Here is a 24,905-nt window from a genome sequence, read left to right as displayed (position 1 = left end):
ACGCAGTACATGCCGTCGATGGTCCCTGGTCGATCCCGGCCTATTCGGGATAATAGCCGACACCCACGACATGATTGTCGACCAGTTCGATCAGCGACATCTTGCGTTCGACCCGATTGTCAGCGCGGTTGAGCCAGACATAATTGATCTTTCCATGGCCGCTGGTGCGGGCAATCTCTATCATGTCGCGCACGATCGGTTTGCCTTCCGCATCGGTCAGATCGCTGACATCGCGGCCGACCAAGCCGGGATGCGCGCCATAGGCTTCGTAGACCCCGTTCAGGTCGAAAACGAACACATAGAGTTCCCCGGTGTTGAATGCCCCGTCCTTTTGATTGAACGCAGCAAAGGCAGGCCCGGCACCGGCCGTCTTGATGGTCGCCACGGCTTTTTCGAGCATGGCCTGCGCCTGTGCTGCATCGGCATGCGGGGCGGCCAGGGCGGGGGCGGCGGAAAGCGCGAGGGCGCAGACCATAGCCGTGAGGGTGCGCGAAAATGGGAACATGAGCCAAATCTCCTCTGATCATCGACAACAAACGCTGAAGCCGGATGCAGGCGGACCTTCGGTCCCGATCCGATTGCCGATGACAGAGCGTAATTAACCCGATCCGCGCCCGCGCATTTAGACGCAGATCAAATCGACCTTTGGTATGAGGCCATATGCATGGAGAGGCCTGTCGCGGCCGCACCGCTCAAGGTCGGAAATCTACCTTGGCCCCGCTGGACGCAAACGAGTCAGGCGAAGTCCCGGCACTATCGACTGAACAACAGCATCATTTCGCCGACAATATCGCACCGATCGATCGGGCATAGTCCTGCATGGCGGCGACGATGGCCGGCGCGCTGACCGAACGGGGGTTGGGATCAATGGCGCACAGCGTGCCGTAGAAGCTGCCATCAAGCAGAATGACAGGCAGCGACACATAGCTTTGAAAGCCGTAAAAAAGGGGGACATGATGCGTGCGCCAGTCCTGGTCCATGGCGACATGATCGATATAGATGCCTTCGCCGCAACGGCGGATATCGTCGCACAGGGTCTTTTTGATTTCCAGTTCCCCGCCGGGATCAAGGCCGAACTCGATCCGGTCGACGATCTGGCACGCGACCCAGCGATCTTCCGTCACCCTGGCGACCGCAGCGAAACCCATGCCTGTCGTCTGGCAGACCTCTTCCAGTATCGCCCGAATCCGATCGTCATCACCGTGCGCCGCAACCGAGGCAGCGAAATCGTCCCGCATAGATGCACCTCTTTTGACGCGATGCTCATCGCACCGCAGCATCTGGCAGCCATTTAGGATTGTGCGCGATTGCACGCAAGATTTTGGTGGAGCCTAGCGGGATCGAACCGCTGACCTCCTGCATGCCATGCAGGCGCTCTCCCAGCTGAGCTAAGGCCCCATCCGGTTCGGCAGCGATGCTGCGGAACCCGTTGGTATATGATCGCGCCCCTCCGCTTGCGCTTCGGGAGTTTCGCCGGAAGCCATCCCCCGGACGGCTTCTGTATCGGCGAAACTGGTGGAGCCTAGCGGGATCGAACCGCTGACCTCCTGCATGCCATGCAGGCGCTCTCCCAGCTGAGCTAAGGCCCCATTTCCATCGCTAAAGCGCCGTTTGGGTCCGGCGCTTCGGAGGCGCTGCCATTAGGTCGCAGCGCCATCCTTGGCAAGAACAAAATGACTTAATTATCGTCCGCGTCGTCGTCACTGGCCGCATCGACGCCCAGGTCGTCGTCACCGCCCAGATCGACGTCATTGTCCGGCGAATCGCCGTCATCATCGACGTCGATGTCGAGGTCCAGATCGTCATCGGCCGTTTCCAACTCACCGTCTGCGGTTTCGATGACCTTCTTGGGCGCTTCCTCATAAGGGAGCGGCTGCTTCGACTTCAGCACCGGCTCCGGTTCCCAGGCCGCGTTGCAGTTGATGCAGACGACCGGGCTGTCATTGCCCAGGTCATAGAAACGCGTGGCGCATTTCGGGCAGGTCCGCTTCGTGCCCCATTCAGCCTTCACCATGTCCGGCCTAATCCTTTATTTGATGCTCAAATACCAACTACGCGGCGCAACGGTGAAGTTGCCCGCGAAACGTCGCGCGCCTTGCCATAGCGGGACGGCGCTGTCAAAAGCCGGGCGCATTTTTTCGACCCCGACATGATCGGAACGCTTCAGTGACTGCCACTTCCTCATCGCCGACCCCCATGACTTTCACCGCCGCCCCTGCCCTGTCGGGCGGCGTCGCCGTGCCGGGGGACAAGAGCATTTCCCACCGGTCGCTGATGCTGTCGGCGCTGGCGGTGGGCGAAAGCCGGGTCGAAGGCCTGCTGGAAGGCGAGGATGTGCTGGCGACGGCCGCGGCGATGCGGGCGATGGGCGCGGACATAGAGCGCGATGCGGACGGCATCTGGCATATCCATGGCGTGGGTGTGGGCGGGCTGCTCCAACCAGAACAGGCGCTCGACATGGGCAATAGCGGCACGTCGACGCGGTTGCTGATGGGATTGCTGGCGAGCCATGAACTGACCGCCACTTTCACAGGGGACGCTTCCCTGAGCAAGCGACCGATGGCGCGCGTGACCGAGCCTTTGGCGCGGATGGGGGCAAGCTTCACCACCAGTCCGGGCGACCGTCTGCCGCTGACGATGCGTGGCGCCTGCCCCGCCGTGCCGCTCGATTATCGGTTGCCGGTGGCGTCGGCGCAGGTCAAATCGGCGATATTGCTGGCAGGCCTCAACACGCCCGGCATCACCCGCGTGGTCGAGCCGATTCCGACGCGCGACCATAGCGAGCGGATGCTCCGTGGATTTGGCGCGGAACTGGAAGTCGAGGTCGAAGCAGACGGAACGCGGATCATCACACTGGTAGGCGAAGCGGAACTGAAACCGCAACAGATCGTCGTGCCGGGCGATCCATCGTCGGCCGCTTTCCCGATGGTCGCAGCGCTGCTGGTGCCCGGATCGCAGGTGACGATCGCCAATGTCGGTCTGAACACAACGCGCGCGGGCCTGATCGACCTGCTTCGGGAAATGGGCGGCTCGATCGAGGTCATCAATCCGCGCGAGGTCGGCGGGGAGCCGGTGGGCGATCTGGCGGTCACGGCCTCCGCGCTCAAGGGCGTAGAGCCGGACCCGGCGCGAGCGCCCAGCATGATCGACGAATATCCCGTCGCCTTCATCGCCGCCGCGCTGGCGCAGGGGCGCAGCGTGTTTCGCGGTCTGGAAGAGTTGCGGGTCAAGGAATCGGACCGGATCGCAACGATGGCGGCCGGGCTGCGCGCGATCGGCGTAACGGTCGAGGAACTGGAGGACGGCATCATCATCGAGGGCAGCGGCGGCGCACCATTGGCGGGCGGCGGGCCTATCGCAACCAAGCTGGACCATCGAATCGCCATGAGCTTTGCGGTGGCCGGGCTGGTGTCGCGCGACGGGGTGATGATCGACGATATGGCGCCGGTGGCGACCAGCTTCCCCACCTTTGTCCCGCTACTGCGAACGCTGGGCGCTCTGGCATGACGATGGACTGGGCCAATATCGTCGGATTGCTGGGCAGCGGGCTGATGGTGGTCGCCTATGCCTATAGTAATATAGCGAGGGAACTGAACTTCCTGTGGTTCAACCTGCTGAACCTTGTGGGATCGCTGCTGCTGATCGCGTCGCTCACCATCCATTTCAATCTGGCGTCGATGGCGCTGGAGATTGTCTGGGCGGCGATCGCGGTGATCGGCCTTGCCAACACGATCCGCAAAGGCAACGCCCGATGATCATAGCTGTCGATGGCCCCGCCGCGTCGGGCAAGGGAACGATCGCGAAGGCATTGGCGCGTCATTATGGCCTGCCCTGCCTGGACACCGGGCTGCTGTATCGCGCGGTCGGCCTGTCGGTGCTGAAACGCGGTGGCGATCCGGACATCAAGGCCGATGCGCTGGCCGCCTGCGATTTTGGCGACGAGATACTGGCCGATCCGGCGCTGCGGAGCGAAGCGGTCGGTAGCCTTGCCTCCCGCGTGTCGGTGCATCAGGCGGTACGGGACGCGCTGATCGCCCGGCAGCGGGATTTTGCGACCCAGCCAGGCGGCGCGATATTGGACGGCCGCGACATCGGTACGGTGATCGCGCCGGACGCCGACGCCAAGATCTTCGTCACCGCCAGCGTCCATGTGCGAGCCGAACGCCGATACAAGGACAGTCTGGCGCAGGGCGGACAGCCCGATATGGACAGCCTGATCGCCGACATTCAGGCACGCGATACCCGCGACATGAGTCGCGATCACGCGCCCCTGAAAATCGCGGACGGTGCGGACTTGCTAGATACAAGCGATTTGACTATAGACGCGGCCGTCCAGCGGGCCATTGCGCTTGTGGACGCCCAGCTTGAAGGTCGCCCTGCGGGCTGACCCGTCAAGGCGCGCGGTTTTACCACGCGCCCTTTTCGCTTTTCACAGCCGCGCGTTCCCAAGCCCCTGACCGGCGGGATACGCGCCGGATATTCGGTCCTGCGCGTGTTTTGGCCAAAGACCATCGGATACAACCGGTTGGCCAGCAATGATGTATGAAGGACTGACAATGGCCTCTACGGCATTCCCCACACGCGACGATTTTGCCGCGCTTCTCAATGATTCCCTCGGTGGCGAGGACGGCGGCTTTGAAGGCCGCGTCGTCAAGGGCACCGTTACCGCCATCGAAAACGACCTGGCCGTCATCGACGTAGGTCTGAAGTCCGAAGGCCGCGTGCCGCTGCGCGAATTCGCGATGCCGGGCCAGAAGGCCGACATCAAGGTCGGCGACGAAGTCGAAGTCTATGTCGATCGCGTCGAAAACGCCCATGGCGAAGCGATGCTGTCGCGTGACCGCGCCCGCCGCGAAGCCGCCTGGGACAAGCTGGAAGCCGAGTTCACCGAGAGCGCGCGCGTCGAAGGCGTCATCTTCGGTCGCGTCAAGGGCGGCTTCACCGTCGATCTGGACGGCGCCGTGGCCTTCCTGCCCGGCAGCCAGGTCGACATCCGCCCGGTTCGCGACGTCACCCCGCTGATGGACATTCCGCAGCCCTTCCAGATCCTGAAGATGGATCGCCGCCGCGGCAACATCGTCGTGTCGCGTCGCGCCATTCTGGAAGAAACCCGCGCCGAACAGCGCAGCGGCCTCATCCAGACGCTGGCCGAAGGCCAGATCATCGAAGGCGTCGTCAAGAACATCACCGACTATGGTGCGTTCGTTGACCTGGGCGGCATCGATGGCCTGCTGCACGTCACCGACCTGTCGTACAAGCGCATCAACCACCCCAATGAGATGATCAACATTGGCGACACCGTTCGCGTCCAGATCATCCGCATCAACCGCGACACGCAGCGCATCTCGCTTGGCATGAAGCAGTTGGAAAGCGATCCTTGGGAAGGCGCATCGGCCAAATATCCGATCGGCGCCAAGCTGTCGGGCCGCGTCACGAACATCACCGAATATGGTGCGTTCGTCGAGCTGGAGCCGGGCATCGAAGGTCTGGTCCACGTTTCGGAAATGTCCTGGACCAAGAAGAACGTCCACCCCGGCAAGATCGTTTCGACCAGCCAAGAAGTCGAAGTTCTGGTTCTGGAAGTCGATCCCGAAAAGCGTCGCATCTCGCTGGGCCTCAAGCAGGCGCAGTCGAACCCGTGGGACAGCTTTGCCGAGCGTCACCCGATCGGTTCGACCGTCGAGGGCGAAGTCAAGAATGCGACCGAGTTCGGCCTGTTCATCGGCCTGGACGGCGACGTCGACGGCATGGTCCACATGTCCGACATCGCCTGGGGCATCTCTGGCGAGGACGCGCTGGCGCTGCATCGCAAGGGCGAAGCCGTGCAGGCGGTCGTTCTGGACATCGACGTCGAGAAGGAGCGCATCAGCCTTGGCATGAAGCAGCTTGAGCGTGGCGGTCCGGCTGCGGGCGGCACCACTGCCGCTGCCGCTGGCCTGAACAAGAACGCGATCGTCACCGTGACCGTCCTTGAAGTCCGCGACGGCGGCCTGGAAGTCCAGGCCGGCGAAGATGGCGCCACCGGCTTCATCAAGCGCAGCGACCTGGGCCGTGACCGTGACGAACAGCGTTCGGAACGCTTCCAGATCGGCCAGAAGTTCGACGCCATGATCACCGGTTTCGACCGTGCGAAGAAGCCGACCTTCTCGATCAAGGCGATGCAGATCGCCGAAGAGAAGCAGGCTGTGGCGCAATATGGTTCGTCCGACAGCGGCGCGTCGCTGGGCGACATTCTGGGCGAAGCGCTGAAGGCCAAGACCGAAGGCTAAACCCCTTCGCACCTTGCAGCGAACAGAAAGCCCGCCGGAACACTGGTTCCGGCGGGCTTTTGCAAATGTTTCTGGAAACGAAACGAACTTCTTGTTCCCTCATTGTCAACGCCTTGCCAAATCTCTATGCAATGGATGGGACACGGCAGAGGGGCGCTGGACAACCAATGATCCGTTCGGAATTGATCCAGAAACTGGCTGATGAAAATCCGGGGTTGAACCTTGCGGAGGTGGAGAAGATCGTCGATCTTTTCTTCCGCGAGATTGTCGACCGGCTGGCGTCGGGCGGTCGTGTGGAACTGCGCGGCTTTGGCGCTTTCACGACGCGCGCGCGCGAAGCCCGCACCGGGCGCAACCCGCGCACCGGGGAGCAAGTGCCGGTATCGGCCAAGCGCGTCCCCTATTTCAAGCCGGGCAAGGAAATGCGCGAGCGGCTGAACGTCAAGGGCGAAAGCTGATCACAGCGGCTTGACCTGATCCGCGCCAGCCGTCAGGGAATGCGGCACGCGGACGTGGCGAAATCGGTAGACGCAGCGGACTTAAAATCCGCCTTCCCCTGGAAATGCGGGTTCAAGTCCCGCCGTCCGCACCACTTTTCTCAAATCCCCGGTTTTGGGCAGGCACCCGCGCGGCGCTTGGCGAATTGCCGTAACGGCATTTTTCTACCAAAAGGCTGGATATTCCACCGACTTGCCGCAATGATGGCGACATGGCCGGTGCGATTGATCCCCATAGCTTCAGCGACTCCCTCGTCATCCTTGGCGCGGCCGGACTGGTTATTCCCGGATTTGCGCGCTTTCGCATCAGTCCGGTGATCGGGTTCATCCTGGTCGGGCTGGCGGTCGGCCCGGCTGGCCTGGGCGCGCTGGTCGGGCAATATCCCTGGCTCTATCATGTCACCATTTCCAACCGCGCGGCGATCGAGCCATTTGCGGAACTGGGCGTCATATTATTGCTGTTTTCCATCGGGCTGGAACTGAGCTTCAAGCGTTTATGGACGATGCGGGCGCAGGTGTTCGGCGTGGGCGCGGCGGAATTGCTGTGCAGCGGGGCGCTGATTGCGCTCGGCCTCTACGCCTTGGGCCAACCGACCGCAGGCGCAGTCGGTCTGGGGCTGGCGCTGGCGCTGTCCTCGACCGCCGTGGTGCTGCCGATGGTCGGCACCCAGAGCGCAGTCGGGAAAGCCGCATTTTCGATGCTGCTGTTCGAGGATCTGGCGCTGGTGCCGATCATCTTCATGCTCGGCGCGCTGGCACCGTCCGTCGCGGCCAGTCCCGACGGGGCGTGGGGCGAGATGATGAGCACGCTGATGCGCGGCGGCATCACCATCGCGATCATGCTGGTGCTGGGCCGCCTGTTCCTGCCGCATATTTTCAGCCAGGCGGCGCGGACGAAAAGCCCGGAGGTGTTTCTGGCCGCGAGCCTGCTGGTCGTCATCGTATCCAGCCTGGCGACGTCCATCGCTGGCCTGTCGCCGATCGTGGGAGCGCTGCTGGCCGGACTGATGATCGCCGAAACCGATTATCATGGCGAGGTCGAGGTCATCACCGCGCCGTTCAAGGGGCTGGCGCTGGGCGTATTCCTGATAACGGTCGGCATGAGCCTGGACATTCGCGTGATCCTGGCCAACTGGCCCAGCCTGGTGCTGGCGGTGGCGGGCGTAGTGCTGGCCAAGACGCTGGTGACCGCCGCGCTGCTCTATTTTTCCGGGGCGCGCAAGGGCGTGGCGCTGGAGGTTGGCGTGCTGATGTCCAGCCCGTCGGAGACCACCCTGATCGTGCTGTCGACCGCAGCGGCGGCACAACTGATCCTGCCGTCGACCGCCGCCTTCTGGCAGATCGTCACCGCCATTGGCCTGACCATCACGCCGTTGCTGGCGCGGATTGGCCATGATGTCGCCCGCCGACTGGAAATGGCGCTGGGTGAAGAACTGCCCGAAGCGAGCGAGGAGCATGCCGAGGCAGCAGCGGTCGTCATCGGCTTTGGCCGGGTCGGACGGATGGTGTGCGACCTGCTCAAGACCCACAAGCAGCGTTTCATCGTCGTTGAATCGGACCCCGACGTCGTCGCGGAAGCGCGGCGGGCGGGTTATCCCATATTATTCGGCGACGTGGCGCGGGTGGAAATGCTGGACAAGCTGCGGCTGGGCCATGCCCGCGCGCTGATCCTGACGATGGACGACCCGGTCCTGTCCGTCCGGCTGACCCGGCGGGTGCGTGGATGGGTGCCGGATCTGCCGATCATCGCCCGCGCGCGCGATACCAGTCATGCCGCGCAGCTTTACAAGGCGGGTGCGAGCGATGCAGTGCCGGAGACGCTGGAAAGCTCGCTGCAACTGGCCGAGACTGCGCTGGTCGATCTGGGTGTGGCGATGGGGCCAGTGATCGCATCCATCCATCAGATGCGCGAGGATTTGCGGGTGGACATTAAAGATGCAGCGCAGATGGCCACCGTCCCGAAATTGCGGCGGCTGCGACCCGACGAGGTGAGCTGACACTCCCCGCTTCAGCGCTGGGTGGCGCAAATCCTGACACGACTGTCGAACCAGCAGGCGCCGTCCCGCTTGAGATTTTCGGACAACAGCGCCTGGGCATGGGTGACGCCGGGTTCTTCATTCCATGACGCGCCAGCCGTACCGTCTCCATTGGGTGTCAGATAGGCGAAATAGGTTTTGACCTGATGCTCGCCATCAGAATTCAGGATCAGACTGCCATTGCCGTCATGCAACGACACCATCGGGCAATCCTTCTTGATGTCGAGATAGACCTTGCCGTCGATCCTGAGATAGCAATCGCCATAGATGGTCGACACTGAACTGTCGGCGTCCGGCTCTGCGACATTCCCTACAGCGTTGGCATCGGGGACAGGCCCACCAGCAGCATTCCCCGCGGCATTTTGCGCAACGGTTGGCGTCCTTGCATCATTTGCGAGCGAATCTTCGCCGCCGGAACAGGCAACCAGCGCGAACGCCAGAACGCTGCTCGTCCATCCGGCCATGCCACGCATATCACCTATCCTCATCGCAATATCAGCGCGTCAGCGCCTCGACCAAAGCCTTCACCTTCTTCTGCCGCCATTGCGGTAGCGGGGCGATCAGCCAGTAGGACAGCGGCGAAGCGACGGCGTCGCCGACCTGACGGATGCGTCCGGCGGTCAAATCCGCCTCCGCCAACAGCAACGGCACGCTGGCACGGCCAAAGCCAGTCGCGGCGGCCTCGATCGCCAGTCCGGCGTCGGCCACGCGGATGCTGGCAGGCTGATCGCTCGACGGGCAGCCGGGCCATTCGATGCGCTGGTCCGGGCCGCCATTGGCCGCCTCTACGGTAACGAAGAGCGGCTCGCCCAATTGGACGCCCTCATGCTCCCCGACCCGGTCGGACAGGCGCAGCGCGACATCGAGATTGGCTTCGGTGAAATCGAGCATCTCGTCAGCCGCGACCAGAGAGAAGGTCAGGCCGGGCTGGCTGGCGGCGTAGGCGGCCAGACGCGGCTGAAGCCATTTGGCGGTGATGTCGCGCGGCGCCGCAATGGTGAGAGCGCTGCTGGACTGGCCCGCCTGCATGGCGCGGACGGCTTCCTCAAATTCCAGAAAGCCGGCGCGCAGCGCGTCGAGGCCGCCTTCGGTTTCCGGGGTCAGTTCCAGCCCCTTGGGCGTGCGGCGGAACAGGACGACGCCCAGCAGATCCTCCAGCGCGCGAATCTGCTGGCCAACAGCAGCGGGCGTGACCGCCAGTTCATCAGCGGCGCGGGTGAAGGACAGGTGCCGGGCCGCTGCGTCCAGCACACGCAGGCCGTTCAGCGGCAAATGGGTGCGCTTCATTCGGCGACCGCCGGGGCGATGAGGGCGAAATGCGGAATCGCGACCTCAAAGGTTTCGCCGCCCACGCCGATCATCTGATAATTGCCCTGCATCGATCCGGTGGGCGTATTGAGCGGGCAACCCGACACATAATCATAGCTTTTGCCCGGCTGTACCACCGGCTGTTCACCGACCACGCCGTCGCCGTCGACACGGTGCTGGACGCCCCGCCCGTCGGTAATGATCCAGTGGCGGCTGAGCAGTTGCACCGGCAGGTCGCCGTGATTTTCGATGCGGATATGATAGGCCCAGAACCAGCGGCCCCGGTCCGGCTCCGACTGTTCGGGCAGGAAGGAGACGGCGACATGAACAGTCACATCGCGCGTCGTCGCGTGGAAGGGGAAAAGCGCGTTCATGATGCTGAGATGCGCTTGGCCGATGCCTCCCGTCAACGCCCTATCGACGTGAGAGCGCGATCAAGATCGGCAATGACGTCGTCGGCATCCTCCAGACCCACGTTCAGGCGGAGCATATCTTCGGTAATGCCGACTTCCAGCCGCGCCGCTTCGGCCATGCCGAAATGGGTGGTGGAGGCCGGATGGGTCATGAGCGACCGCGAGTCGCCGATATTGTTGCTGATGTCGACCAGTTCGAGCCCGTTGAGCAGGCCGTGCGCTTCGGCCCGGCCACCGCCGACATAGAGCGAGAAGATGGGACCGGCCATCGCCATTTGCGACATGGCCAATGCGTGCTGGGGATGGCTTGGAAGGCCGGGATACAGGACTTTCGCCACGCGGCCTTCAAGGAAGGCGGCGACCTTCAGCGCATTTTCGCTCTGGCGGCGGATGCGAAGGTCCAGCGTTTCCAGCCCCTTCAGCACCACCCAGGCGTTGAAGGCGCTGAGCGTCGGCCCGGTGTTGCGGTGGAACGGCAGCAGGACATTGTCGATCCACTCGCGCGTGCCGCAGACCGCGCCCGCGAGCACCCGGCCCTGACCATCCATCATCTTGGTCGCGCTATAGGCCACGACATCCGCGCCAAATTCCATGGGCCGCTGGAGCGCTGGCGAGGCGAAGGCATTGTCCACGACGCTGGTGATGCCATGCGCCTTCGCAATGGCGCAGACGGCACGCAAGTCCACCACATCCATGGTCGGATTTGCGGGGGTTTCGAAGAAAAACACCTTGGTGTTAGGCCGGATCGCGGCTTCCCACGCAGCGGTGTCGCGCGCGTCGATCGTGGTCGTTTCGATCCCGAATTTGGGCAGCAGCGTGTCGGTCAGCCAGCGACAGGAACCGAACGCCGCCTTGGCCGCGACGACATGGTCGCCCGCCGACAACTGGCAGAGCAGCGCTGCGGTCATCGCCGCCATGCCGGTTGCTGTGGCGCGACAGGCTTCCGCCCCTTCGAGCAGGGCGATACGCTGTTCCAGCATCTCCACGGTCGGGTTCTGGAGGCGCGAATAGGTCATGCCCTGCTGTTCACCGGCAAAGCGTGCGGCGGCGTCCTCCGCCCGGTCATAGCTGTAGCCGCTGGTCAGGAAGAGCGCTTCGGAGGTTTCGCCCCATTCGCTGCGCGCGGTGCCGCCCCGGATCGCCAGCGTGGCTGGCTTCCAGTTCTTGGTGATATCCGGGTTCTGACCGCTTTTCCGCTTCATATCGCTTTCCGCATGTCCTGCCGCACCACGGGGGTGGCGCCGCCCAATATTTCGGCCATCTGGCTCATGTCGCCATTACCGCCAGACAGGATAACTGCAACCTTCTTGCCCCGCATCGCCTCCTTTTCCTGAAGTGCGGCGGCAAGCGCGACCGCTCCGGCCCCTTCGGCCAGATTATGCGTGTCCTGCCAATAATGGCGGATTGCGGCAGCGACTTCATCGTCGGTGACGGCGACGAAGCGGTCGGCGCGGGGTCCGAAATAATCAAGCGCGGCCTGTACCGGCGTGCATACCGCCACGCCATCGGCAAAAGTGTAGGCGGTGGGGCTGGCGAGCAGCCTGCCCGCCTCGAACGAGCGCTTGGCGGCATCGACATGGGCGGAGACGACGCCGACGATCTTGGTCGCGAGGCCCAGCGCATCGCGCGCCGCGATGGTGCCGCAGAGGCCGGAACCGCAGCCGACGGGGACGTAAACCGTGTCGAGGTCCGGCACCGCATCGAACAGTTCCAGCCCATAGCTGGCGACGCCCCGGACCAGTTCGTCATGATAGGCCGGGACCATGAAAAGCCCCTGCTCGGCAGACAGGCGGAGCGCTTCGGCCTTGGCGCTGTCGAAATCATGGCCATGTTCGATCAGGGTCGCGCCGAACGCCCGCATGGCCGCATTTTTTTCCAGCGCATTGCCGTGGGGGACGATGATCGTGGCCTTGAGCCCCGCGGCAGTGGCGGCGCGGACCTGCGCCTGCCCATGATTGCCACGGGTTGCGGTGATGATGCCGGTGACATGCGGGTGCGTACGGCGGAGCCAGTCGATATAGGTGATCGCCCCGCGCACCTTGAACGCGCCGGTGGGCGTGTGATTTTCATGCTTTACCCAGAGTTCGCATCCCGCGCGCGCGGCCAGCAGCGGCCAGGCATATTGCGGGGTTGGCGGCACCTGGGCATGGACCATCGCGGCGGCGGAACGGAGCGAAGCAAGGGAGAAATCTGTCATGACAGCCGCAATAAGCCGGGCGCCGGGAACAGGACAGAACCTTTGCGATGAAATTGGCCCTGAACTGCCGCCGGCAGTCCGGTTCTGACCCTGAGGAAATGTCAGCATTCAGTCGCGCGTCAGGCTGCCCCGCGTGGCTGCGCATCTATCAGTGGATAGAGGCACCGTTCTTCCCACGCCATCCGATCGGCCAATTCGCCTTGCAGCACCAGCACCGCCGCAAGATAGTCGTCCCAACTCCCCTTGATCACTGTTGGCGTCCAATATTTGATATGGTCGCTGTAGCGCAGGAACAGGATGCGGATTGCCCGGCCATGTTCGCGCAGGACCGGATCGGCCTGCGCCGCCTGACGGCCGTTCCGCAAATCCAGGGCGCGGGCGTCCTCTCGCCCCATATGTTGGCGGAACAGCTGGGAAAAAGAGATACGCCTGCGCGCTATGTCCGGCAAGGCGTCGGAACCGCGCGTGCGCAGAACATGCGCGAAATCGTGCATCATGGCGCGCAAGGCGTCATGATCCTGCTTCAATATGATCGTCATTCGTTGCGTCCCCGTTTTCTTTTAAGAACGACGGGGCGACGAAATCTTAAGGGCGGCGGTGGCCTGTCAAAGAACCGCCAGCACCGCATCGCCCATTTCGACCGTGGTCATGGCGCCGCCCAGGTCGGCGCTGCGCGCGCCGTTGGCCAGCGCCTTGGCCACGGCCGCCTCGATACGATCGGCCTGCGCGCCGAGGTCGAGCGAATAGCGCAGCATCATCGCGGCGGACAGGATGGTGGCCAGCGGATTGGCCTTTCCAGTGCCCGCAATGTCAGGGGCGGACCCATGAATCGGCTCGTACAGCCCCTGCCCGCTGCCGTTGAGCGTGGCGGACGCCAGCATGCCGATGGAGCCGACGCACATGCTGGCCTGATCGGACAAAATGTCGCCGAACAGATTGCCGGTGACGATGACATCGAACTGGCCGGGGTTGCGGACCAGCTGCATCGCGGCATTGTCCACATACATATGGCTGAGCGCCACGTCGGGATAGTCCGCCGATACCTCTATCACCACGTCGCGCCAAAGCTGGCTGGTTTCGAGCACATTGGCCTTGTCCACCGAACACAGCTTGCCGCGCCGCGCCTGTGCCGCCTGAAAGCCGCTATGGGCGATGCGGCGCACTTCGGCCTCGTTGTACGACATGATGTCATAGCCTTCGCGCAGGCCGTCGGCCGTGGTGCGGAAGCCCTTTTCGCCGAAATAGACGTCGCCATTGGTTTCCCGGACGATCAGCAGGTCGATCGCGCTGGCAACTTCGGGCTTGAGGGCGGATTCGCCGGCCAGTTCGGGAAATACCTTGGCCGGGCGCAGGTTGGAAAAGAGGCCAAGTTCCTTGCGCAGGCCCAGGATCGCCTGTTCGGGCCGCAGATGGCGTTCAAGGGCGTCGCAATCGGGATCACCCACCGCGCCGAACAGGATGGCGTCGGCACGCCTGGCCAGTTCCAGCGTTTCGGGCGGGAGCGGATGGCCGACCGCCTTATAGGCCGCGCCGCCGACCAGCCCATGCTCATAGGTCAGGCCGTCGATCGCCAGCGCATCCAGCACGCGCTTGGCCTGATCGACGATTTCGGGACCGATGCCGTCTCCGGGGAACAGGGCGATCAACATGGGCGGGCACTCCTTATATTGCGTGGCGATCCCTTATGGAGACAGGAGGTTTCACGCAACCGCCCTTTTGAGCCTTTCGACCAGCCTTTCCCTTGCTGCCAGCACATCGGCGCGCCAGTCGGTGAGGATCGAGCGTTCGAGGAAGAAGCCGGTCAGGCGCAAGCCGTCGAGTATCTGGCTCCATTCGCCCGTGCCACCCTCCAGCAGGAAGGGGGGAAGCGGCAGGAGCAGGCTTTCATAGCCGACGGCCCCTGCCCGGCTGACCGCCGCCGCGCTGCGCGGGCTGACGAAGGCGAGATCGGTGGCGTCGCCCGTCGCAGCGCAGCGCGTCAGATCAAGGCCGAAGCCCAGTTCGGCGAGCAGCAGCAGTTCGTAGCGAACCAGCGCCACTGCCCAGCCACGGGCCGCAGGGGCGGCCTCCACCGCGCCCAGCACGCCATCGAGCGCGGAATGAAGCGCGGGATAGGGCGTCCCTTCCGGCAGGGCGATGGCGGTCAGCGCGCAGGCCCAGTCGATCGCGGCGGCAGGCAAGGGTTCAGCATGAAGCGGTGCGCGGCTATGCGCCAGTTCGACGGTCAGGCTGGCGAGCTGTTCCTCCGTCCGGGCGCGGAAAGTCGCCGCGACGCTATTCCCGGGGAGCAGCACTGGACGCATCGCGCGGGATCGGCCGCCCCGCACATAGCCCGCGATCAGGCCATGGTCGGGTGTCAGCAACCGCGCGATCGCGCCATGTTCGCCATGCTGGCGCAGCGAGCAAATGATCGCAGGGGTCGCGAGGATCGACATGCGCTATGCGCCCCCGCCGGGATCAGCCATGAAAATAATCATAGACCTGCTGCGCCACCGCTTTTGAAACACCCGGCGCGCGGGCCAGATCCTCCAGCGCCGCGTCGCGGACGGCGCGGGCGGTGCCGAAATGCATGAGCAGGGCTTTTTTGCGGGCGGGGCCGATGCCGGGAACTTCGTCCAGCGACGACACGGTGATCGCCTTGCTGCGCTTGGCGCGGTGGGCGCCGATGGCGAAGCGATGGGCTTCGTCGCGCAGGCGCTGGAGGTAGAAGAGGACCGGGTGATTGACCGGGAGCGTCAGTTCGCTGCCATCCATCAGGTGAAACACCTCCCGCCCGTCGCGGCCATGGTGCGGCCCCTTGGCGACGCCGACCATCGTGACATCCTCGATGCCCATTTCCTCCAGCATGGCGCGGGCGGCCGATAGCTGGCCCTTGCCGCCGTCGATCAGCACCAGATCGGGCCATTCGCCACTGTCGCGATCAGGGTCTTCGCGCTGGGCGCGGCCGAAACGGCGTTCGAACATTTCGCGCATCATTGCGAAATCGTCGTTGGAGATTTCGGGGTTCTTCATGTTGAACTTGCGATAGGCGTTTTTGCGGAACCCCTCCGGCCCCGCGACGACCATCGCGCCAAGGGCATGAGCGCCCTGAATATGGCTGTTGTCGTAGATTTCGATGCGATCAGGTACAGCGTCCAGCCCAAACATCTCGACCATCTCGTCGAGAATCTTGCCCTGGCTGGTGGTTTCGGCGAGGCGGCGGTCCAGCGCCTCCACCGCATTGCGTTGCGCCTGTTTGATCAGGCGGGTGCGATCGCCGCGCTGGGGGACTTCGATGCGGACCTTGCTGCCGATCCGTTCGCTGAGCGCCTGCGCCATCAATTCGCATTCGGCGGGCGCGCGGTCGGCCAGGACCAGCTTGGGCGGCGGCACTTCCTCGTAAAACTGCGCCATGAAGCTGGCCAGCACCTCGTCCTCCGCCACTTCGTTGGTGTGGACGGGGAAGAAGCTGCGATGGCCCCAATTCTGTCCGCCACGAATGAAGAAGGCCTGGATGCACATTGCGCCACCCTTTTGCGCCAGCGCGAAAATGTCGGCGTCGCCAAGACCTTCGGCATTGATCGCCTGGCTGCCCTGAATGAAGGTCAGCGCCTTGAGGCGATCGCGGATGACGGCGGCCTGCTCGAAATCCATTGCATCGGACGCGGCCTGCATCGCGGTGCCGAGTTTCTGCTGCACCTTGGTCGACTTGCCACCCAGGAAATCCTGCGCGTCGCGGACCAGTTCGGCATAGCCTTCCGGGTCGATGCGATCGACGCAGGGGGCAGAGCAGCGCTTGATTTGATAGAGCAGGCAGGGGCGCGAGCGATTGGCGAAGAAGCTGTCGGTGCAGGAGCGGAGCAGAAAGAGCTTTTGCAGCGCGTTGATGGTGCGGGTGACCGACCCGGCACTGGCGAAAGGGCCATAATAGCGGCCCTTCGCCTTGCGCGCGCCGCGATGCTTCTGGACGCGGGGAAAGGCATGATCCTCCCGCAGCAGGATGAAGGGGAAGCTTTTATCGTCGCGCAACAGCACATTGTAGGGCGGGCGGTAGCGCTTGATGAGTTGCGCCTCCAGCAGCAGGGCTTCGGCCTCGCTGTTGGTGGTCACGATGGTCATCGAGCGGGTCTGGGCGACCATGCGTTGCAGGCGGCGGGGAAGGCGGTCGACCTGGGTATAGTTGGCGACGCGATTCTTGAGCGCGCGGGCCTTGCCCACATAGAGGACGTCGCCGCGCGCATCGTGCATCCGATAGACGCCGGGCCGGATCGGCAGGGTTCGCAGCGTGGTGCGGATCGCCTCCACCCCCGCGTCGATATCCGGCGCGCCGGACCCGCGCACCGTGTAGCTGGCCTTGTCCTCGTTGAAACGGTCGGGGGATTGGGGTTGCGACATGGGGATGAGATAGCGTGCCGGGCGGGGATCGCAATGGGGGCGGTTGGGGTGATGGCCACAGGGAACCCATCGCCCCTCCGGCAGAGCTATCGCGCCTATGAAACTGCCCTTGCCTTCATCGTCATGCTGAACTTGTTTCAGCATCCATTTCTCGTCACACGCGGCGGCAGTGTTTGGGGCACGATGGATCCTGAAACAAGTTCAGGATGACGTTGTAGAAATAACGAAACGTCATGCGCGATTTCTCAGCCCCACGGGGGAGGACTTAAAGCGCCAACGCAAAAGGGCCGGGATTGCGCCCGGCCCTTTTTCCTTTTTGTCTGGCGTGGCGCGATCAGACGACCGGGCCGAGACCCTTGATGGCGCTATCGACCAGAGCCTTGTCGGCGCTGGCATCATGGCCCTGTGCGATCAGGCTGGCCGCGGCCGTGGTTGCGGCGTTGACGGCGCGGGCGCGGATGGCGGTGATGGCAGCGCGTTCGGCGGCGCCAATCTTGTCCTCAGCCATTTTCTGGCGACGGACGACCAGATCGGCGGCAGCGGTGCGGGCGTCCTCCAGCAGGGTTTCGGCCTCATGCTCGGCAGACTTGCGCATCGCTTCGGCCTCACCCGCAGCGGCGGCGAGTTTCGCCTCATATTCGGCCTTGAGCGCATCGGCCTCGGCACGCAGCTTGGAGGCTTCGGCGAGTTGCGCCTTGATCTGTGCGATCCGCCCGTCAAGCACGCTGCCGATCAGAGCGGGAACCTTCTTGAACAGAAGGATGGCGATGAAGACCGCCATCGCCAGGCTGACCCAGGCGGTGGCGTCCATGCCGACAGCCTTGGGATCTGTATGGGGCGCGACGCCTTCGTGCGCGACGGTGCCAACCGGCTCCAGTCCTTCGGCATGGATTGCCTGTTCAAGGCTCGGGGGCGTTTCCGCCGAATGCTGTGCTGCTGCCTCAGCCATGGGCCAGTGCCGCCTTTACTGCGTTGCGGGCTGCATCGTCCGACGCTTGCACGCCAGCGATACGGGCCACCATGTCGCGTGCCGCATCGGCAGCGACGGTTTCAATTTCTGCCAGAGCGGCATCGCTGGCGGCCTTGATCCGGGCTTCGGCGGCCGCGATCTTGGCGGCGACTTCAGCGTCGGCGGCAGCGAGCTTGGTTTCGGATGCCTTGGCGGCTTGCGCCTTGGCCTGAACCAGCATCGCCTGGGCGGCGGCACGGCTTTGCGCGTCACGGACGCGATAGTCGGCTTCCGCTTCGTCGGCGCGGGCGAAGGCGGCCTTGGCCGCGTCCAGATCACCACTGATCTTCGCGTCGCGCGCGTCCGCCGTACCCTGAACCTTGGGCACCATGCCGAGGCCGATGACGAAGAACACGAAGCCGAAGGTCAACAGCAACCAGAAAATCTGGCTGGAGTAGGTTTCGGCGATTTGCGCGATTTGAGGCATATCTATCCGTCCGATCAGGGCGCGGTCAATTTGGGGGGATGCGGGCGGGCCAGCACGAAGCCGCCCAGCCCGCACCCAATATGTGTCAGGCCACGAACACCAGGATCATGGCGATAACGAACGCCAGCAGACCCAGAAGTTCCGCCGCGGCGAAACCGATGAACAGACGGCCCTGCTGGCCATCAGCAGCGCCCGGATTGCGCAGCGCGCCTTCGAGGAACGCGCTGAATACGTTGCCCACACCGAGGGCAGCGATGCCCGCACCGATCGCGGCCAGGCCAGCACCGAGCAGCTTTGCGGCTTCTGCGTCCATGTCGTAAACTCCTTCGTTAGAATATTGATAATGTTGACGAAATTACGGAAATCTTAGTGCAGGTTTTCGGCATCGTTGAGATAGACCGAGGTCAGCAGCGCGAACACATAGGCCTGGATCACCGCAACCAGCATTTCCAGCGCGCTGATACCGATCATCAGGACGAAGCTGGCGGTGCCGACGGTGAGACCCAAAGCCGGCGAGGCGTTGGCGCTGTTGATGACGAAGCCCGCCAGCACCTTCAGCAGTACGTGGCCAGCGGTCATCGCGACGAACAGTCGCAGGCCCAGGCTGAACGGACGCACCATGAAGGAGACGAGTTCAATGAAGAAGAGCGGCACCACCATCAGCGCAGGCGTGCCATGGGGCACGAACAGCGAGAAGAAGTGGAAGCCATGCTTGGCGAAGCCGACGATCAGGACGATCGAGAAGCTCATGATCGCCAATACGCCAGTGGCGGTGAAATGGCTGGTGAAGGTAAAGGGGTGAAGCCCCACCAGACCCAGCGGCAGCAGGCCCAGAAGGTTAGCCAGCAGAATGAACATGAAGAGCGAAAAGACGTAGGGGATATATTTGCGCCCCTTGTCGCCGATATTCGCAATCAGCAGATTCTTGATGAAGCCGGTCATATATTCGACCGCCATCTGCCAGCGACCGGGGACCAGTTCGCGCTTCATGCCGCCGATCACGAAGATCCACAGCACCACAGCCGCGAGCACCATATAGAGCGCGCTGTTGGTGAAGGCGATGTTGAAGCCGCCGATCGACAGATGATCCGTACCGAACAGCGGTTCGATCGCAAATTGATGCATCGGATCGATTTTGCCGGATTCTGCCACGCTGGACCCCTGTTACGTCTAAACCGTCTAAACGTCGGACTATGACAAAAGCGTCCTTTATTCCGGGGGACGCTTCGTCGTCGTCAATCTGATGATGTTCCTGAACGCCGCCACGATGCCAAGACCGAGGAAAACGAGCAGGAGCCATGGGGATGTGTCAAACAGCCGGTCCAAAACCCAGCCGATCAACGCACCGCCGACAAGACCGCCGATCAGTTCCGCAAGAACCCGGTTGCCCAGGCGAGACCCATCGTCCGCCTGTTGCTCCACAGCCCCCTGCCTGACCTTTTCAACGGATTCAGCGCGCGCAATCCGCTCTTCCAGAGACGTGATGCGCACATCTTCCCCCGCCGGGTCCTGTCCGGGTCCATCCGCAACCATGTTCGTCCTCCATCGGGGTTTTACCCCATATGGCAGGCGGCATGGCGCTTGCGGCTGCACCCGTCAAGGCGCGGCCCGTTTAGAAAGGCGATTGCGGATAGTCAACCATGGTTGGGCAGAGATTGGCACCCCCGGACGAAGGAATGAGAAAAGTCCGCCAGTGCGTCTTTTCAGCCCGCCGACGCGCAATAGGGCGGCAGCGCGATCGGGCCGGCACCCTTGGTCTGCCACGCGCCAGCGCCGATGCGATACACCTGGCCGGTCTTGACCCTGCTGCTGAGCGTCTGACAACCAGTGGCGGCGGCGACATCCTGCACGGTGACGCCCCGCTGGCTGGCCAGCTGCGTATAGGCAGCGCGACGCTTGATATTGATCGATTCGACTTCGGCGCGGACATCGCCCGCCACCGTCCCGGCGATGCCGAGATAGCCATCGGCCTGTTCGCCCACCGTGCCGGCCGCCATGGCGCTGGCCACGGCCCCGGTCTGGGCACGGGCGGGCGCGGTCATTGCAAATCCAGCGGCCAGCGCGACGGCGGCACCAGCGGCGATCATGAGCATCTTGCGTGTCATTGCGGGAACAACTCCGGGTTATTCTGGATGAGATCCTGTGCGTCACGTTGCAGGCGCACGACGACCTCCTGCTGCACCTTTACATTCAGGTTGATTTCGATCGGCTTGTCAGGCGCCTTGACCTGAATACAGCCCCCAGGGCCAGACCGGCGAAACCCGCCATCATGATTGCTTGCTTCTTCATTTGCGCTCCCTGTTTGGCATGTTGTCGCTTTCCGCAGGCTGAACCGCAAGGCTTTCGTTCATTTTGCTCTTCATGGTCGCCTGCATCTGGTCGCCGATGCTGTTCTGTATGAGTTGCGAGGGATCGATGAAGGACTGGGCGGTGCCGAGCAGCCCGCGGAAGGGCGCGGCGATCCGCACGTTGAACAGGAAGGGCAGGCCCGTGAAGTTGCGTGCCAACCCTGCCGGGGTGCCGCCCAACTGACCGCGATTGACGCCGTTGAACACGACATTGGTGACCATTTCGCCGTCCAGCGCGCCGTCCATCAGGATCGTCAGGCATTTATATTGCAAGTTCTTGAGCGCATCGAATGCCAGCCGCCCCATCGTCCCTAGCTGCTCGTTCGATACGGGACCGACATAGGAGAGCACGCCCGATTGCCGCGCAGGATCACAGGGGATGGTCGGCAAGACGCCTTCGGGCATCAGCAGCGGCGGCATGCCCTGTTGCCGGGCGACCAGCACCCCGCCCGCGACCCGCCCGCCCTGCGAGTTGAATATGAGGGGCATGAGGCCATCAAATGTGCCGGTGGCCGAGATATTGTCCAGCTCCATTGCCTGGATGAACGCCCCGGCATCGAGGCCGATGACGCGGAAGGTCAGGTAGCGATCGACGTCGGCGCTGAAATCCATGGTGGTGGGAAGCAGGACCAGCTGCCCGCCAGAAAACGGCCAGCCGCCGCCCTCGATTCGGACCTTCTGCCCCGCTTCCAGCCGATAGCGGACAGTGCCGTCGCGGACTTCCACGCCGGGATTGACGGACGTGATCTTGACGGTCTGGCCCGGCGCGGTGACCATGTTGATGAGGTCGGTGAAGCGGATTTCGCCCGACAGGCCCTGCACCGGGCCGAAGGCGGCGGCGAGATTGGCATTGTCGGTGCGGAACGTGCCGGTGGAGGTGACGTTGGAACCGTTCCAGTCGATCCGCCCGTTCCCCGTCACCGTCGCCGCGACATTGGCGACGACGCCGAGCGCCAGCGGGGTGACTTCGTCAGGCTGGAGAGCAGGACCAAAAACCAGGCCGGGCACGTTGAGGTCCGCATGCCCTTTACCGCTGCCAAGCTCATGCGCGATGCTGGTACGGGCGACGGTCGCGCCATTGCGCGGGGAGGCCAGCGTGCCGGTCGCCGCGATGCGGCCATTTTTCAGGGTCAGGGCAAAATCGGGAACAGCAAGCGGGTTGAAGCGGACGGGCGACTGCGAATCGCGCACGGTCATGGCGGCGCGGAAATCGAGCGCGCTGTCGGCGAAGCGCCAGGTACCGTTGCCCTGTTCGACGATCAGCGGAACCGTGCCGATCTGCCCCCCTGCCCCGCTCACAGTGCCGCCAAGGCCGCGCGCCGTCATCGCGCCGTCCAGGCTGGCGGCGGTCAGGCGGACGGGAGCGTCGTTCGGGCCAAGCGTCAGCGCGGGGTTGGCAAGGGCGAAGCCGGTCTGGCCAAGTGCGATGCGGGCATGATCGGCGGTCAGGCGCAGCGGGCTGTCGCCGCTGGTGCCGACAAGCGCCAGATCGGGGATGTCCGCGCCGCCGCTGATGCCCTTTGGACCCATGGCGAACAGCGCGCCGCCATCCAGAGGACAAAGTGTCTGGCGCGTCTGGCCAATGGCAAAGGCACTATAGCGGGCTTCGATCAACGACAGGGGCACGCAGCGGCGGTTGATCGCCAGCGCGCCATTGGCGGCAAGCTGCCCCTCGATCGGCAAGCGAAGGCCGCGCAGGCGACCATCGGGCAACGGCCCATCGAGGCGCAGCGCAGTCGAGAAACGGGTGGCGCCATCGGGCTGGGCGATGAAGCGGACCCGATCGATGCTCAGGCGCGCGTCGCCAGCGGCATAGGGATCGACGAATAATTCGCCGCCAAAGCCGCCACCCGCGCGGCGGGCCAGGCGCAGCGCGGCATCGGGCAGGCCGCCGCCGCCCGTCCGCAACGCGCCTTCGAGCGCCCAATCGAGGCTGGAACCGGCGCGGCCGGGCCAGGCCAGCGTGATGCGGCCATCCGGGGACAGGCCGACCTGCGCGCCGCTGCGGGCGACAAGGCGGCTATCGGTGAGGGCAAGGCTGCCCGCGGCGCCCCGCTGGACGAAGGCGAAGCGCGTACTGATCCGATTATTGTCCCCCGCGCGGCGCACGGCATCGGCCAAGCGGGTGGCGAGCGGGCCGACGGGGGAGCCAAGGGTGGCGCTGCGCAGCGACGCCAGCGGATCGCGGCCCGCCATATGGAGCTGACGCCCCGACAGTTCGCCTTGCGCCTTCGCTTCGCCGCTCTTGACCGACCATGTTCCCGCAAGGCTCGCCTGTTCGATCATGGCCCCCTGCCCCGCCAGCGCCCTTGCGCCGATGCGGGCGCGGCCGCTGGTGGCGGATGCCGTCCCGTCGAAATCGACACGGCCGCTGGGTGCGGCCAGGACGATGCCGCTGGCCTTGAGCGCCTCACCCGACAGGTCGACATGGCCGCTCCAGCGGTCGAACGCCTGCCCCAGCGTGAGGTCAAGCGTCGCCGTCGGGCGGGCCATGGCGGCGCTATCGTGGCAGGCAAGCGCCGAGGCACGCACCGGGCCGGTGACATGCGGACGGCCCCGGTCCATGGCGATGGCCAGCGACGCGCGCCCGTCCGTCAGGCCGCAACCGGCAAAGGCCGCGCGGGGCATGGCGGCGGCCAGTTTGCCCTGAAAGCCGGAGCGCAGATTGCCGGTCCCGTCGATACGCATCGCCACCTGGCCGGCATCGGTATCGAGCCGCAAACGCGCGTCGTTGAGTGCAAGGAGGATGTCGGGCAGGCTGAAGGGTTCGGTGGAATCAGGATCGCTGAACTTGTCCAGTTCGCCCAGCCGCAGCACGCCGTCGCGATAGGAACCGCGCATCCGCACGCCGCCCGCGCGCACCGCGGCGACCTGTGGCGTCAGACCGGCGAAAGCAATGTCGACCTCTACCCAGTCGGCGGTCAGATCCGGATTGGCCGGGTCGCCCAGCAGGATATGTTCGATCCGCTGGGTGCGCAGGCCCACATCGGTCAGATCATAATTGGCCTGCACCCCGCGCCGGTTCAGTTCGCGGCTGACGAAATTTTCCGCGATCGGCGCGCGCTGCGTCCACAGCCCGGCCAGCACCAGTGCAAGCGACCCGGTGCCGACACCCAGCCAGCGTAGCCAACCCCGGCGAACCTGCTCTTCGCCGTCCTGTTCTTCCATGCTTATGGCCAACCCCGGCTTTCAAGTAACGCTGATGGTCCGTAACGGGACCATAACGTCCGTACGCGATTAAATATCCTTGCCCCGCGATTCCGCAACTTATAGCGTCGATGGCCAGTAGCGAGGAACGCAGGTTTGGCGGAGCAGGACGCAAAAGTCACGCATGATGGCGCAGGGCATCGCGCGCGGTTGCGGCAGAAGCTGGCCGAAAGCGGCGGGGATGCGCTGCATGATCATGAACTGATCGAATATCTCCTCGCCCTGGCGATTCCCCGGCGCGATACCAAGCCGCTGGCCAAGGCGTTGCTGCGCGAATTTGGCGGCATTGGCGGGCTGATGAGCGCGGACTGGCAGGCGATCGCGCGGGTGCCGGGCATGGGCGACACCAGCATCGCGGCGATCAAGATCGTGCAGGCGACGATGCTGCGGACGCTGCGCAACGAAGTGGCGGCGCGGCCCGTGCTGGCCAGTTGGCAGGCACTGCTCGACTATCTGCGCGCGGACATGGCGTTTCTGGGGGTGGAGCGGGTGCGGGTGCTGCACCTGAATGCGCGCAACATGCTGATCCGCGACGAAAATATGGGCGACGGGTCGATCGACCAGGCGGCCATCTATGTGCGCGAGGTGATCAGGCGGGCGATAGACCTGGGGTCAGCAGCGATCATATTGGTGCATAACCACCCCAGCGGATCGCCCGAACCCAGCCGTCAGGACATAGAGGTGACACGCCAGATCATCGACGCAGGCAAGCGGCTGAACATCGCGGTGCATGACCATATTATCGTCGGCACGAACGGGCATAGCAGTATGCGGGCTATGGGGTTGTTGTGAGGGGATGGAATGGGTGGATGGCGGAAGG

The 24,905-nt window shown here is 64.1% G+C and carries 27 protein-coding genes and 3 tRNA genes; 8 read left to right on the top strand and 22 right to left on the bottom strand.

The window, feature by feature from the left end:
- Positions 1 to 40 precede the first annotated feature (40 nt).
- The 5 genes from CJD35_RS12265 to CJD35_RS12245 all read right to left on the bottom strand — a co-directional run bounded on the left by CJD35_RS12265 (position 41) and on the right by CJD35_RS12245 (position 2,014).
- Entirely contained in the window at positions 41 to 505 is a 465-nt protein-coding gene (locus tag CJD35_RS12265) for a cache domain-containing protein (RefSeq protein ID WP_017182688.1), read from the bottom strand.
- Between the two features lie 268 nt (positions 506 to 773).
- Positions 774 to 1,238 (bottom strand): GAF domain-containing protein, encoded by a 465-nt coding sequence (locus tag CJD35_RS12260; protein WP_017182689.1) that lies wholly within the window; start codon positions 1,236 to 1,238, stop codon positions 774 to 776.
- 84 nt (positions 1,239 to 1,322) lie between these two features.
- Positions 1,323 to 1,398: transfer RNA gene (locus tag CJD35_RS12255), tRNA-Ala, on the bottom strand.
- 115 nt (positions 1,399 to 1,513) lie between these two features.
- Positions 1,514 to 1,589, bottom strand: a tRNA-Ala gene (locus CJD35_RS12250).
- An 89-nt stretch (positions 1,590 to 1,678) separates the two neighbouring features.
- Positions 1,679 to 2,014 (bottom strand): TIGR02300 family protein, encoded by a 336-nt coding sequence (locus CJD35_RS12245; RefSeq protein WP_017182690.1) that lies wholly within the window; start codon positions 2,012 to 2,014, stop codon positions 1,679 to 1,681.
- 182 nt (positions 2,015 to 2,196) lie between these two features.
- Here CJD35_RS12245 and aroA point away from each other — a divergent pair, with 182 nt between their 5' ends.
- The 7 genes from aroA (at position 2,197) to CJD35_RS12210 (ending at position 8,763) form a co-directional block, all read left to right on the top strand.
- Entirely contained in the window at positions 2,197 to 3,507 is a 1,311-nt protein-coding gene (gene aroA / locus CJD35_RS12240) for a 3-phosphoshikimate 1-carboxyvinyltransferase (protein ID WP_017182692.1), read from the top strand.
- Entirely contained in the window at positions 3,504 to 3,755 is a 252-nt protein-coding gene (locus CJD35_RS12235; RefSeq protein ID WP_019052007.1) for a CBU_0592 family membrane protein, read from the top strand. The genes aroA and CJD35_RS12235 overlap by 4 nt, the downstream gene beginning before the upstream one ends.
- Complete coding sequence (gene cmk, locus CJD35_RS12230; protein WP_017182694.1) at positions 3,752 to 4,387, top strand: (d)CMP kinase; 636 nt, start codon at positions 3,752 to 3,754, stop codon at positions 4,385 to 4,387. The genes CJD35_RS12235 and cmk overlap by 4 nt, the downstream gene beginning before the upstream one ends.
- Positions 4,388 to 4,556: 169 nt before the next feature.
- The gene (gene rpsA / locus CJD35_RS12225) at positions 4,557 to 6,269 is read left to right on the top strand and encodes a 30S ribosomal protein S1 (protein ID WP_026002310.1); all 1,713 of its coding nucleotides are present in this window, start codon (positions 4,557 to 4,559) and stop codon (positions 6,267 to 6,269) included.
- 167 nt (positions 6,270 to 6,436) lie between these two features.
- Positions 6,437 to 6,727 (top strand): integration host factor subunit beta, encoded by a 291-nt coding sequence (locus CJD35_RS12220; RefSeq protein WP_017182696.1) that lies wholly within the window; start codon positions 6,437 to 6,439, stop codon positions 6,725 to 6,727.
- 48 nt (positions 6,728 to 6,775) lie between these two features.
- Positions 6,776 to 6,861 (top strand) — tRNA-Leu (locus CJD35_RS12215).
- A gap of 117 nt (positions 6,862 to 6,978) precedes the next feature.
- Positions 6,979 to 8,763, top strand: a complete 1,785-nt coding sequence (locus CJD35_RS12210; RefSeq protein WP_017182697.1) for a cation:proton antiporter domain-containing protein — start codon at positions 6,979 to 6,981, stop codon at positions 8,761 to 8,763.
- A gap of 11 nt (positions 8,764 to 8,774) precedes the next feature.
- Here the strand turns inward: CJD35_RS12210 and CJD35_RS12205 are convergent, their stop codons facing one another.
- The 17 genes from CJD35_RS12205 to CJD35_RS12125 form a co-directional block, all read right to left on the bottom strand.
- Positions 8,775 to 9,275, bottom strand: coding sequence for a hypothetical protein (locus CJD35_RS12205; protein ID WP_017182698.1), 501 nt, complete (start codon positions 9,273 to 9,275; stop codon positions 8,775 to 8,777).
- A gap of 22 nt (positions 9,276 to 9,297) precedes the next feature.
- Positions 9,298 to 10,089 (bottom strand): LysR family transcriptional regulator, encoded by a 792-nt coding sequence (locus CJD35_RS12200; RefSeq protein ID WP_017182699.1) that lies wholly within the window; start codon positions 10,087 to 10,089, stop codon positions 9,298 to 9,300.
- On the bottom strand, positions 10,086 to 10,484 hold the full coding sequence (gene apaG / locus CJD35_RS12195) for a Co2+/Mg2+ efflux protein ApaG (protein WP_026002311.1): 399 nt from the start codon (positions 10,482 to 10,484) through the stop codon (positions 10,086 to 10,088). The genes CJD35_RS12200 and apaG overlap by 4 nt, the downstream gene beginning before the upstream one ends.
- 32 nt (positions 10,485 to 10,516) lie before the next feature.
- Positions 10,517 to 11,725 carry an O-succinylhomoserine sulfhydrylase gene (gene metZ / locus CJD35_RS12190; protein ID WP_017182701.1) on the bottom strand — a complete coding sequence of 403 codons (1,209 nt, stop codon included), beginning with the start codon at positions 11,723 to 11,725 and terminating at the stop codon, positions 10,517 to 10,519.
- Positions 11,722 to 12,720: a threonine dehydratase gene (locus tag CJD35_RS12185; RefSeq protein WP_017182702.1), complete on the bottom strand. Its 999-nt coding sequence runs from the start codon at positions 12,718 to 12,720 to the stop codon at positions 11,722 to 11,724. The genes metZ and CJD35_RS12185 overlap by 4 nt, the downstream gene beginning before the upstream one ends.
- A gap of 119 nt (positions 12,721 to 12,839) precedes the next feature.
- The gene (locus tag CJD35_RS12180) at positions 12,840 to 13,259 is read right to left on the bottom strand and encodes a hemerythrin domain-containing protein (protein WP_017182703.1); all 420 of its coding nucleotides are present in this window, start codon (positions 13,257 to 13,259) and stop codon (positions 12,840 to 12,842) included.
- A 66-nt stretch (positions 13,260 to 13,325) separates the two neighbouring features.
- A complete protein-coding gene (gene leuB, locus CJD35_RS12175; RefSeq protein ID WP_017182704.1) occupies positions 13,326 to 14,369 on the bottom strand; it encodes a 3-isopropylmalate dehydrogenase in 1,044 nt (347 codons plus the stop codon).
- A 51-nt stretch (positions 14,370 to 14,420) separates the two neighbouring features.
- On the bottom strand, positions 14,421 to 15,155 hold the full coding sequence (gene recO, locus CJD35_RS12170) for a DNA repair protein RecO (RefSeq protein ID WP_017182705.1): 735 nt from the start codon (positions 15,153 to 15,155) through the stop codon (positions 14,421 to 14,423).
- A 22-nt stretch (positions 15,156 to 15,177) separates the two neighbouring features.
- Positions 15,178 to 17,094 carry an excinuclease ABC subunit UvrC gene (uvrC, locus tag CJD35_RS12165; protein ID WP_017182706.1) on the bottom strand — a complete coding sequence of 639 codons (1,917 nt, stop codon included), beginning with the start codon at positions 17,092 to 17,094 and terminating at the stop codon, positions 15,178 to 15,180.
- Positions 17,095 to 17,428: 334 nt separating this feature from the next.
- The gene (locus CJD35_RS12160) at positions 17,429 to 18,043 is read right to left on the bottom strand and encodes a F0F1 ATP synthase subunit B family protein (protein ID WP_017182708.1); all 615 of its coding nucleotides are present in this window, start codon (positions 18,041 to 18,043) and stop codon (positions 17,429 to 17,431) included.
- Positions 18,036 to 18,530, bottom strand: coding sequence for a F0F1 ATP synthase subunit B family protein (locus tag CJD35_RS12155; RefSeq protein WP_017182709.1), 495 nt, complete (start codon positions 18,528 to 18,530; stop codon positions 18,036 to 18,038). Before CJD35_RS12155 ends, CJD35_RS12160 begins: the two co-directional genes overlap by 8 nt.
- An 85-nt stretch (positions 18,531 to 18,615) precedes the next feature.
- Positions 18,616 to 18,843 carry a F0F1 ATP synthase subunit C gene (locus CJD35_RS12150; RefSeq protein WP_006961951.1) on the bottom strand — a complete coding sequence of 76 codons (228 nt, stop codon included), beginning with the start codon at positions 18,841 to 18,843 and terminating at the stop codon, positions 18,616 to 18,618.
- Between the two features lie 53 nt (positions 18,844 to 18,896).
- Positions 18,897 to 19,682: a F0F1 ATP synthase subunit A gene (locus CJD35_RS12145; RefSeq protein ID WP_017182710.1), complete on the bottom strand. Its 786-nt coding sequence runs from the start codon at positions 19,680 to 19,682 to the stop codon at positions 18,897 to 18,899.
- A 57-nt stretch (positions 19,683 to 19,739) separates the two neighbouring features.
- Positions 19,740 to 20,063 carry an AtpZ/AtpI family protein gene (locus CJD35_RS12140; RefSeq protein ID WP_017182711.1) on the bottom strand — a complete coding sequence of 108 codons (324 nt, stop codon included), beginning with the start codon at positions 20,061 to 20,063 and terminating at the stop codon, positions 19,740 to 19,742.
- A 170-nt stretch (positions 20,064 to 20,233) separates the two neighbouring features.
- Entirely contained in the window at positions 20,234 to 20,635 is a 402-nt protein-coding gene (locus tag CJD35_RS12135) for a YdbL family probable chaperone protein (protein WP_019051993.1), read from the bottom strand.
- Entirely contained in the window at positions 20,632 to 20,763 is a 132-nt protein-coding gene (locus tag CJD35_RS23530; RefSeq protein ID WP_338057772.1) for a YnbE family lipoprotein, read from the bottom strand. Before CJD35_RS23530 ends, CJD35_RS12135 begins: the two co-directional genes overlap by 4 nt.
- Before the next feature lie 52 nt (positions 20,764 to 20,815).
- Complete coding sequence (locus CJD35_RS12125) at positions 20,816 to 24,046, bottom strand: intermembrane phospholipid transport protein YdbH family protein (RefSeq protein WP_017182714.1); 3,231 nt, start codon at positions 24,044 to 24,046, stop codon at positions 20,816 to 20,818.
- A 135-nt stretch (positions 24,047 to 24,181) separates the two neighbouring features.
- Between CJD35_RS12125 and radC the strand changes: the two genes are divergently transcribed.
- Positions 24,182 to 24,877 (top strand): RadC family protein, encoded by a 696-nt coding sequence (gene radC / locus CJD35_RS12120; protein ID WP_017182715.1) that lies wholly within the window; start codon positions 24,182 to 24,184, stop codon positions 24,875 to 24,877.
- Positions 24,878 to 24,905: the final 28 nt, after the last annotated feature.

This window comes from Sphingobium xenophagum (genome assembly GCF_002288285.1).
Classification (GTDB): domain Bacteria; phylum Pseudomonadota; class Alphaproteobacteria; order Sphingomonadales; family Sphingomonadaceae; genus Sphingobium; species Sphingobium xenophagum.
This window is presented reverse-complemented; position numbering and strand designations above follow the sequence as displayed.